The sequence below is a fragment of the Gemmatimonadota bacterium genome (assembly GCA_026705765.1).
GTDB lineage: Bacteria > Latescibacterota > UBA2968 > UBA2968 > UBA2968 > VXRD01.
Window position 1 is genome coordinate 1 of the sequence record JAPPAB010000040.1, and the last position, 10,089, is coordinate 10,089.

At 53.5% G+C, this 10,089-nt stretch carries 9 protein-coding genes; 7 read left to right on the forward strand and 2 right to left on the reverse strand.

Annotated features, from left to right (window positions below; all coding sequences use genetic code 11):
* Nucleotides 1–182: COX15/CtaA family protein (locus tag OXH16_04900; GenBank protein MCY3680712.1), on the reverse strand; the 182-nt coding region annotated here is incomplete at its 3' end.
* Nucleotides 183–194: 12 nt separating this feature from the next.
* Nucleotides 195–368, reverse strand: a complete 174-nt coding sequence (locus OXH16_04905) for a hypothetical protein (protein MCY3680713.1) — start codon at nucleotides 366–368, stop codon at nucleotides 195–197.
* A gap of 90 nt (nucleotides 369–458) precedes the next feature.
* Here OXH16_04905 and OXH16_04910 point away from each other — a divergent pair, with 90 nt between their 5' ends.
* The 7 genes from OXH16_04910 to OXH16_04940 form a co-directional block, all read left to right on the forward strand.
* The gene (locus OXH16_04910) at nucleotides 459–1,430 is read left to right on the forward strand and encodes an aldo/keto reductase (GenBank protein ID MCY3680714.1); all 972 of its coding nucleotides are present in this window, start codon (nucleotides 459–461) and stop codon (nucleotides 1,428–1,430) included.
* 97 nt (nucleotides 1,431–1,527) lie between these two features.
* The gene (locus OXH16_04915; protein MCY3680715.1) at nucleotides 1,528–3,951 is read left to right on the forward strand and encodes a tetratricopeptide repeat protein; all 2,424 of its coding nucleotides are present in this window, start codon (nucleotides 1,528–1,530) and stop codon (nucleotides 3,949–3,951) included.
* Entirely contained in the window at nucleotides 3,951–4,805 is an 855-nt protein-coding gene (locus OXH16_04920; protein MCY3680716.1) for a DUF4159 domain-containing protein, read from the forward strand. Before OXH16_04915 ends, OXH16_04920 begins: the two co-directional genes overlap by 1 nt.
* 95 nt (nucleotides 4,806–4,900) lie before the next feature.
* Nucleotides 4,901–5,851 carry an AAA family ATPase gene (locus OXH16_04925; GenBank protein MCY3680717.1) on the forward strand — a complete coding sequence of 317 codons (951 nt, stop codon included), beginning with the start codon at nucleotides 4,901–4,903 and terminating at the stop codon, nucleotides 5,849–5,851.
* 11 nt (nucleotides 5,852–5,862) lie between these two features.
* Complete coding sequence (locus OXH16_04930; protein ID MCY3680718.1) at nucleotides 5,863–6,792, forward strand: DUF58 domain-containing protein; 930 nt, start codon at nucleotides 5,863–5,865, stop codon at nucleotides 6,790–6,792.
* The gene (locus tag OXH16_04935) at nucleotides 6,789–8,708 is read left to right on the forward strand and encodes a BatA and WFA domain-containing protein (protein MCY3680719.1); all 1,920 of its coding nucleotides are present in this window, start codon (nucleotides 6,789–6,791) and stop codon (nucleotides 8,706–8,708) included. The genes OXH16_04930 and OXH16_04935 overlap by 4 nt, the downstream gene beginning before the upstream one ends.
* The coding region (locus tag OXH16_04940; protein MCY3680720.1) for a hypothetical protein at nucleotides 8,705–10,089 on the forward strand (1,385 nt) is incomplete at its 3' end. The genes OXH16_04935 and OXH16_04940, both read left to right, overlap by 4 nt.

Genomic DNA, 10,089 nt, shown 5'->3' on the forward strand with positions numbered 1-10,089 from the left:
CGTTCTGCGAGAGAGGCCCGGTCGATGTCGTCAATACTCGCGGGCGGGAACCAGCAGCCCCAGCACCGGGGCCAGTCGGGACATCCCAGGCCCGCGCCTGAAACGCGCACGAGACTACCGACGCCGATGAGCAAGAGGATCGCAACGAGGGTGGTGATGGCGGTTTTTTGGAATGTGTTCATAAAACCTGCTGACTACCGTTTCTCTTTCAACATTTCATCAATGGCTTTGCGCACTGTGCGCCGCCACGCCCATTCGGACATTTCATCCCAGTTGTCGGTATTTTTGGGTCTGCGAAAATACAGGTAGAGTTCAATGCCCATATAGACCCAAAATGCGATAAAAATAAAGATGAAGACCCAGATCATAGTATATTGCGAAGTCACGAGACAGTGTTATGTTATAGCGATAAGTAAAGATAAGGAAAAAGATTGCACAAGCAACCGTTAGGAGGAGAGATGGAGTATAGCATTTTGAGAGGGACGGGTATTCGCGTGTCGCGGATATGTTTGGGCGCTATGACATTTGGCGATCAAGCCGATGAGGCTACGTCTATTCGCATGGTGGATACGGCTCTGGATGCGGGTGTGAATTTTATCGATACGGCAGATACTTATGTGAATGGCGTGTCCGAAGAAATTGTGGGTAAGGCACTCAAGGGCAAACGCGACCGGGTGATTTTGGCGAGCAAGATCGCCAATTTTGTCGGGCAGGACGAGATTAAGGATCAGGGGTTGCACCGCTGGCACGTGATTCGGGGTGTGGAAGCGTGTTTGAAGCGGTTGCAGACCGACTGTCTGGATATTCTCTATTTGCACAAGCCCGATTGGAATACGCCTCTTGAAGAGACGATGGCGGCGTTTGACACGTTGGTACAACAGGGGAAGATCATATATGTGGGGATGTCGAATTTCGCTTCGTGGCAGGTGATGAAAGCGCTTTGGAAATGCGATGTGAACAATTGGGCATCGCCCGTGGTGTTGCAGGTGCCCTATAATTTGATTACGCGGAGTATCGATGAGGAGTGCGTTGCGTTTAGTCGTGAAATGAATATTGGAATGGCGGTATATAATCCGCTTGCAGCGGGTATGCTGACGGGCAAACACACGCGAGATACCGAACCCGCAATGGGTACGCGCTTTGATTTGAATCGGGATTATTACGGCAGGTTCTGGTATGATCGCAATTTTGATGCGCTCGATGAATTGAAGCAGATTGCACATTCTGCTGGCAAGACGATGATTGAGTTGTCTTTGCAATGGTTGATGTCTCAGCCGATTGTCGATTCGATGATTTTGGGTGCGAGCAAGTTGGAACACCTGACGCACAATATTCAGGCTGCAGATGGGCGTCTGGATGAGGATGTGTTAGAGGCTTGCGATGCGGTGTGGCGCAATGTGCGTGGGGGGCATTTTCCGTATAATAGGTGAGAAGAAGTGTGAAGGGAGAAGTGTGAAGGGAACAAACCTGAGTGTATCAAGGTCGAAATTTATATGCAAATCTTAAAATGCAAAGTGTAGCGTTCTTATGCGTTTTCAAATTACATATTTGATCTTTGTAATCCTCCTTAGCGCGGAAAGCGTTTTTGCTCAGGAGACGGATTATCGCACGTTGTGGGCGCGGGGCGATTATGCCGAGGCGGTGAAAGTGCTCGAGCGCGCGTCTTATCACCCGTGGTCAACGCGGCGGGATTATGCCGAGTTGCTGGCGTTGACGGGGCGCGTTGACGAAGCGATTGAGCAACTGGAAGGGATTGGAAGTGCGCTCGATGCAACCGTGCGCCTGGCCGAGTTGTATCGCCTGTGCGGTCGGATGGGCGATTATGGCCTGGCATTGATGAAGGCCGAGAATCAGGTGCGCTTGTTGTCGGAATACCGCCATGATGTCGATGATTTGATCGCGATTGCGCGTCTGCGCGAGTTGCAGGGTGAAGATCCAAAATCGCTGTTGCGGTTTTACAATTTGATGGCTGAGGTTTTTCCCAATAGCGCGTCTGTACTGGTTGCGGCGGGCAATCTGGCGCTGGATAAACGCGCTTTTGATGTGGCGGTAGAGAAATACGGGGCAGCGCTCGCGTTGGATCCTGAAAATCAGGAGGCTTTGGCGGGGTTGATGTGGTGTTATTATCGCGCGGGCGATGATCGGGTTTTGGAAGTGATGGCGCAGCTTCTCGCCCTCAATCCGAATCATTTAGAGGTCCAGAGGTTGCAAGTCGAGCAATTGCTGGATCGCAATGCACCACGTGATGCGCTTGAGGTGCTGGATTCTATGCTGTTTGTTAATCCAAACCACTTGAAAGCACTGGGGTTAAAGGCGGCGGCATTTTTTTTGTTGGACGATTCGGAGGCGATGCAAGAGATACAGGAACGGGCATTGGCTTTTAATGGGTATTTTTCAGGTGCTTTTCGCATTCCCGGGCGCATTGCGTCTCGGCAATACCGGTTTGAAGAAGGGCGTGCTTTTCAAGCGCGTGCGTTGGAGATTGATGCAAAAGATGTCGAGGCGCGGTTGCTGTTGGCGTATGATTTGTTGCGGTTGGGCAAAGATGCCGAGGCGCGGAGCGAGTTGGAGCGGGTTTTTGCTGCCGATCCATATAGCGTGCGGGCGTATAATTTGCTCGAAGCCGCCGATGCGATTGATGGTTTTGTGACGATATCGCGCGGTATTTTCAAGTTGCAATTGCCCAGGCAAGAAGCCGAGGTGATGTCTGATGGCTTGTTGAAGCTGCTCAATGAAGCGGCTTTGTACTATCAGAGGAAATACAATATTGAGTTGCACACGCCCGTGGTGGTGCAGGTGTTTGACGATCACGATGTGTTTATGGTGCGGTCGGTGGGGCTGCCGGGCAATGCAGGACATTTGGGTATTTGTTTTGGGCGGTTGGTTACGATGGATTCTCCCCGGGCGCGACCACCCGGCACGATGAACTGGCAACAGGTGTTGTGGCACGAGTTTGTGCATGTGATTACGCTGCAAAAGACTCGAAATCGCATGCCGCGCTGGTTGTCGGAGGGGATTTCGGTCTATGAAGAGACGCAGAAGGATGTGTCCTGGGGGCAGCGATTGGGGCCGGAATTTAAGCATATTGTGGATGGCGAAGGGTTTCCGGCTGTAGGCGATCTCGGACGGTTTTTTACCGATCCAGAAACACAGATGCATCTGATGTATGGGTATTTTGTATCGGGCGAGTTTGTGGCTTTTTATGTGAATCACTACGGCCACGATGCACTGGTGACGGCGCTCGACCGCATTGGCGATGGCATGGAGGCAGTTGAGGCGTTGATTTCGGCCAGCGGTGTTTCTGCTCGTATTGTGGATGAGCGGTTTATGGAATATATGGGGAATCGATGCGCCCCCCTCAGAGTGCTGTCCAAAGATTCGGAGTTTCGCCAGAAATTAAATGCCGGGAAAGAGGCAGTTGAGGCAGAGAACTGGGCGGATGCAGAGCAGTTTTTCCTGGAGGCGCATGCTTTGTATCCAGATTATGCAGCGGAAGATGCGCCCTTGCGCCTATGGGCGGATGCAGGTGCTGTGCGCGGTGATCCGGAGTGGTATCGCAGTGCATTAAAAAAGCTCGTTGGATGGGATGCGATGGCGCATGAAGCCTGTCTGACTTTGAGTGGATTGTATGTGAAGGATAGGGACTGGGCGGCTGCGCGTGCCGTGCTGGATCGGGCATTGGCTGTGCGTCCTTTTCAGGTTGAGATACTGACGCGAAGTGCCGAGGTTCACGAGATGCTGGAAGACTGGGATGCGGCTATCGCGGATTGGCGTCGGCTTATTTATCTGGATGTACCGGGGCGTGCCGAGCACCGGCTCAATCTGGCGGAGGCGCTCGCAAAAAAGGGCGAGGTTGTGGCAGCAAAAGCCGAGGTACTCGCGCTGTTGGAAACCATGCCGCATTTTTGGGATGCGCAACAGTTGTTGTTGGAATTGGTGGAGGTGCCGTGATGCGAATTTTACTGGCGTGTTTGTTGGTGCTGTTGATGCCCGAGTGGGATGTCGATGCACAGTTCGGGCGCAGACGGCGAGGTCCTATTGAGCGGATGGAGCGCGATATTTTTCCGGGTAATACGTTTACGTTTTGCCGTATCGAGTATTCAAATTATACGGGCGATGATGATTGGGGGTATCGACGACGAAGGGGCAGTTGGGCGGTGGATTATCCCGAGTCGGATGTGAATTTTTCTCTGCGTTTGTCTCAAATTACAACGCTCAATGTGAATCGCACAGAAGATGGGCAGTTCAAGCATGTGGTCGTGCGTCTCGATGATCCCGAGGTGTTTAAGTATCCGTTTATTTATATGCTCGAAGTGGGACGGATGGCGCTGAGTGTGTCTGAGCAGGAGGGGTTGCGCGATTATTTGTTGCGCGGTGGTTTTTTGCTGGTGGATGATTTCTGGGGAGATGATGCGTGGCGAAATTGGGAGTACGAGATTGCTCAGGTGTTGCCGCCCGATGAATTTCCCCTGGTGGATATTCCGCTGGATCACGAGTTGTTTCACATTGTGTTTGATATTAAGGAGGTGCCGCAGGTGCCGGGTCTGGGGAGTTTCTGGGACTGGCAATCGACGGGGATTACTTATGAGGGGTGGGCCGGGCGTTATGACCAATACGGTTCTGAGGCGCATTGCAAGGGCATTTTTGACCGGGATGGGCGGTTGATGGTCGTGGTGATGCACAATACAGATTTGGGCGATGGCTGGGAGCGCGAGGGTGAGAATTACGAGTATTTTCGCAATTTTTCCGCGCCCAAGGCGTATCCGATGGGTATTAATATCGTGGTGTATGCGATGACGCATTAAAATAATTGAGGTGATTTTTGGGAGAAGCTATTCAAAAACAAGAAACGCCATTTGAAGCTGAGGCGATAGACAAGTTGCGCGATGGTCGCGTGCGTATGATGGAGCAGATTCGCAAGGTGATCGTCGGGCAGGATGAGGTTATTGAGTCGCTGTTGATCGTGTTGTTTAGCGGCGGTCATTGTTTGTTGACGGGGGCGCCGGGTTTGGCGAAGACGCTGCTGGTGCGTACGATTGCGAAGATTTTGGATTTGGATTTTAAGCGCGTGCAGTTTACGCCGGATCTGATGCCTTCGGATATAACGGGTACAGAGATTATTGACGAGGATCGCGTGGGTGGACACCGCGAGTTGCGGTTTATTCCGGGTCCTATTTTTACACATATTTTGCTGGCTGATGAGATTAACCGCACACCGCCCAAGACGCAGGCTGCACTGCTGGAGGCGATGGAGGAGAAGCAGGTTACGATAGGAGGTAATTTGCACGCGCTGGAGCAACCGTTTTTCGTTCTGGCGACGCAGAATCCCATTGAGTTGGAGGGTACTTATCCACTGCCCGAGGCACAGTTGGATCGTTTTATGATGAATATCTGGATCGATTATTTGGCGGAGGATGAAGAGTTGGATGTGGCGACGCGTACGACGTCGATTGAGGCTGAAGAGGTCGAGCCTGTGTTTTCGGGTGCAGATATGCTCGATTTTGCCAGGCTGGTGAGGATGGTTCCGGTTGCCGAGCCTGTGGCGCGTTATGCGGTGCAACTGGTGCAGGCGAGCCGTCCGGGGGATACGGCGCCGGATTTTGTGACTTCATGGGTGAGTTGGGGCGCGGGCACACGCGGCGTGCAGGGGTTGTTGCTGGGGGCGAAGGCGCGGGCATTGCTGAAGGGGCGATATCACGTTTCTTTTGGCGATGTTCAGGCGGTTGCGCCCAATGTGTTGCGCCATCGCATTTTGACCAATTTTAGAGCCGAAGCAGATCGCGTAAATGCCGAGGATGTTATCAATCGGCTGCTGGAGACGATTCAGCCACCGGAAGCGGATCTGGTATGAGACTGACCGCTATGCAAAACTCTATTTATACATATCTCGATCCGGCTGAGTTGGCGCGTATTGCGGATCTGGAACTTTTGGCGCGTACGGTTATTTCAGGATTGCAAGGTGGGGCGCATCGCAGTATTCACCACGGGGCGTCGGTTGAGTTTGCCCAATATCGTCCCTATGCGTGGGGTGATGATTTGCGCTTTGTTGATTGGCGGCTGTACGGGCGGAGTGATCGGCTGCATGTGAAGCAGTTTCAGGATGAGCGCAATTTGCGTTCTACTATTTTGCTGGATTGCAGCGCGTCTATGGACTATGGTTCGGGAGATGTGAGCAAGTTTCGGTATGCACAGATGCTGGCGGCGTGTCTGGTGATGCTGGCTTCCGGTCAGGGAGATGCCGTGGGTTTTGCCGCTTATCATCGGGAGTTGATTGCGCATGTGCCCGCGCGGCGTCGAGATGGACAACGCCATCGCATTTTGATGGAGATCGACAATTTGAGACCCGCGGGTGAAGAGACGGATACGGCGGGGACGTTGCGCGTGATGGGCGATGTGTTGCCTGCGCGGGGGATGGTGGTATTAATCGGCGATTTGTTGCATCCGGCTGATGAAATGATTGTGCATTTGCGTTCTCTGCGGGCGCAGCGTCACGATGTGCTGGTGTTGCAGGTGAGCGATCCGGCTGAGCAGACGTTTCCCTTTGATCGGTCGGTGACGCTGGTGGATGCCGAGGACAATCGCGAGCAATTTGCCGTGCCAGAGGAGGTGCGCGAAGCCTATTTGGATAATCGCAGGCGACATTTTGACGCGATAAGAGAAGCGTGTTTATCGGCGGAGATCGATATTGAAGAGTTCGCGTGTTCTGAACCTCTGGATATGGCGCTGCACCGGTTTTTACATCGGCGCAACGATGGATTGATTGCGCCGAGCAGGCGGTCAGGAGGGGCATGATGGGGTTGCTGGTTCCGCTATTTGCATTTGGTGTTGCGCTGATTGGCATTCCCTATTTTGTACATCGCATTCGCCGCCCGGAGCGCGAGACCGTGCGGTTTAGCAGTTTGATGTTTGTGCCCGATGTCAAGCGCGAGGTGATCGAGCGCAGACGCGTTCAACACGTTGTGTTGATGTTGTTGCGAATGGCAGTGCTGGTTGCCCTGGCTCTTGCGTTTGCGCGGCCTTTCCGAGAGATGCTGTTGAATGCTGAAGCGGCGGCTTCGGGAACGACTGATCATGTGATTGCGATGGATGTTTCGCTGAGTATGGGATATGATGGGGTATGGGAGCGCGCGAAAACAGGGGCGAAGGCCGTGTTGGAGACTGTGGAGCCGGGTGATCGGGTTGGATTTGTGCGATTTGCACAGCAGGCCGTGGTCGATGTGTCGCTTTCAAGTGATGTGGCAGATGTGCGACGCGCTATTGAGATCGCCGATGTGACGTGGGGACATACTGATTATGCTGCGGCACTTCAGGTGGTTGAGCATGTTTTTGCGGCTGATACCGCGCAGGTGAAGCGCGTGGTTCACGTGATCAGCGATTTTCAGGCGAGTGGCATGCCGCTATCCGATATGGGATGGCGGTTGCCGGGTGCGATTGCGCTTCAAGTGGTGGATGTGGGGGCGAACGCTGTGTCCAATGCGTCGGTTGACGCGCTCGCTGTGCGGGCTGTAAAGGACGATGTCTTGCGGGTTCGCGCTCGGGTGCGAAATTGGTCTGGACCAGGCGCGCTTGCCGCGCAACTGGTGGTTGATGAAGAGGTGATAGAAACGCGCGATGTAATGGTGTTGCCGGGCAATGCGACACAGGTGGCTTTTTCCGTGCCTTTAGAGAATGGGATAAACGGATATGTCGCGCTCGCCGGAGGCGATGGATTGCAGCGAGATGATCGCCGTTTTTTTGCGTGGCTTGCCAAACCGCAACATCCCATTGCGGTGTTGAACACTTCGGAGTCCTCGCGATTTATGCTCAAGGCTGCTGTGCCCGAGGGCGCGGATTGGCGTTTGATCTGGTCTGGAGAACTTATGGGGTCGGTGGTGATTGCCGAAGATGTGACTTCTGTGAGTGAGTTTGCAGATTATGTTAAGGAAGGCGGTGCGCTGTTTTTGCCGCTTCGCCGAGATGCCGATATTCAGTCTGTGAATGCCTTGCTCGCGCGCGCGAATATAAGGATTTCAAGGGTAGAGGATGCAGGTTATGCCACGCTGGCGTGGGTCGATTTGGAGCATCCCATTTTTCGCCCTTTCAGGGGGGCGCGATTTAACGATTTTTCATCTGTGCGCTATGAGAATTACCACATTATTACCGCTGACAGTTCAGCAGCGGTGCTGGCAAAATACGACGATTTGATGCCCGCTATTGTCGAGGGCAGGATAGGAGAAGGTCGCATCTTGGTCTGGGCTGGTGGGATGGGGTTTGATCGGTCAAATCTGGCGCGGACGCCGCGGTTTGTGCCTTTGTTGCACGAGACGTTGCGCTATTTATCGGGTGATCGGGAGATTGAGACAGATTATCAGGTGGGCGATGCTATAAGTGCTTCTGATGCGGTGGAACGGGTTATGGGACCAGAAGGATCGAATTCTGTAGTTGGCGATGCCCGCATATTCCAGGTGCCCGGTGTATATCAGTGGGGGATGCAAGTCGCATCGGTCAACGCTGCAGATCGAGAGAGCGATTTGGCGCGGATAACGCCCGCGGAATTTGAGATTCGGTTGTGCGATGCGCCCGTGTTATTTCAGCGAGACGGGAAACCATCGGCGGATCTTTCGATTGTGTATGAATACGGTCGCTGGATACTCGGGTTTTTGCTCGCTTTGCTTTTGATTGAACATTTTTACGCCGCGTATTTGAGTGCGCGGGAGGTGCGGACATGATACCATTGCTACCGCTTAAATTGGAACACGCGATCCGCGCAGTGGCCGCGCAATTTGAGCGACGGCGGCGTTTGCAGGGTCGGTTGATGTTTGGCGCGGTGTTTTTGGGTTTGCTGATCGGGTTGTGCGCTGTGGTGGCTTTTGCCGATCGCGTGCCTGTGATTGTGCCGGTGATAGCATTTCTCATTCTGGTCTTTGGCGCGGGGTATAAGTGGTTGTATGTTCCGCATCGAACGGTGGTGACAAGAGAGCAGATCGCGTTGTTTATCGATGCGCATCATCCCGAGCTTGAGGACCTGATTGTTAGCACTGTATCGCTGCACGGATCAACGCCGGTTTCCGAGTGGATGACCGATCAGGTGTTTCAGCAGGTGCGCGAATTGTCGGCGATACAGGCGCCACCTGTGATTGATTTGCGCGTTTTGAAGCGGGTGCGCCGCGCGGTTGTTGGGGTTTGGGGATTGGGTGCTGTTGTGTTGCTCATCGCGTTGTGGCAGGTTGATCTGCGCGATATTGCAGGGCGGTTGTTTTTTGCACCGGTTTTGCCATCGCCCTATACGGTTGAACCGGGTGATGCGCGGGTGCGGCGCGGGGCGCATCAGATGGTGTGGGTGACGACAGATCTTATGAGTGCGAGCAAGGCGATTCAGTGGCGGACATCGGGCGGGGACTGGCAAACCGCACCGTTAGAGCCTGGAGAGGTTGGCGATGTGTTTGCCCACCAGTTGCGCGATTTGTATGCCGATACGGAATACCAGGTGCAGGTTGGGGCGTATCGCTCCGATGTCTATACACTGTCGGTGTGGACGCCGCCCGAAGTGGTGTCGATTGGACTTCTATATCGCTATCCCGACTATTTGGAGATGGAAGACCGGGATGTGCCTTATGGCGGTGATATTACGGCGCCTGAAGGTACTGAGGTGGTGGTGTCGGTGACGGTGAATAAAGCGTTGGAGAAGGCATCGCTGGTATTGGATGGTGGGGAAGAAATGGCGTTGAAAAATTCAGATGATGCCGTGTGGGAAGGCGTGCTGTCGATTACAGAGAATGGGTCTTACGAGGTTGGGTTGCGAGATGTAGAGGGAGAAAAAAACGAGTATGCGCGCGCGTATAAAATTACGGCGAAAGTCGATCAGCCGCCGCGCATACAGGTTCGTTTTCCACGCGGGGATGACGAGGCTACGGCAATTGAGGAGGTGGCTTTTGGATTTTCGATAAAAGACGATTACAGGCTTATGGATTACGGTTTGCAATACGAGGTGGCAGGGCGCGATCCCGTGCGGATTTCTCTTATGACGGAGACAGCGCGGATAGAGAGTGCCGATGGTGAATATCCGATGGCGCTGGAAGGTCTGGGACTTGCGGCGGGCGATTTTATTAC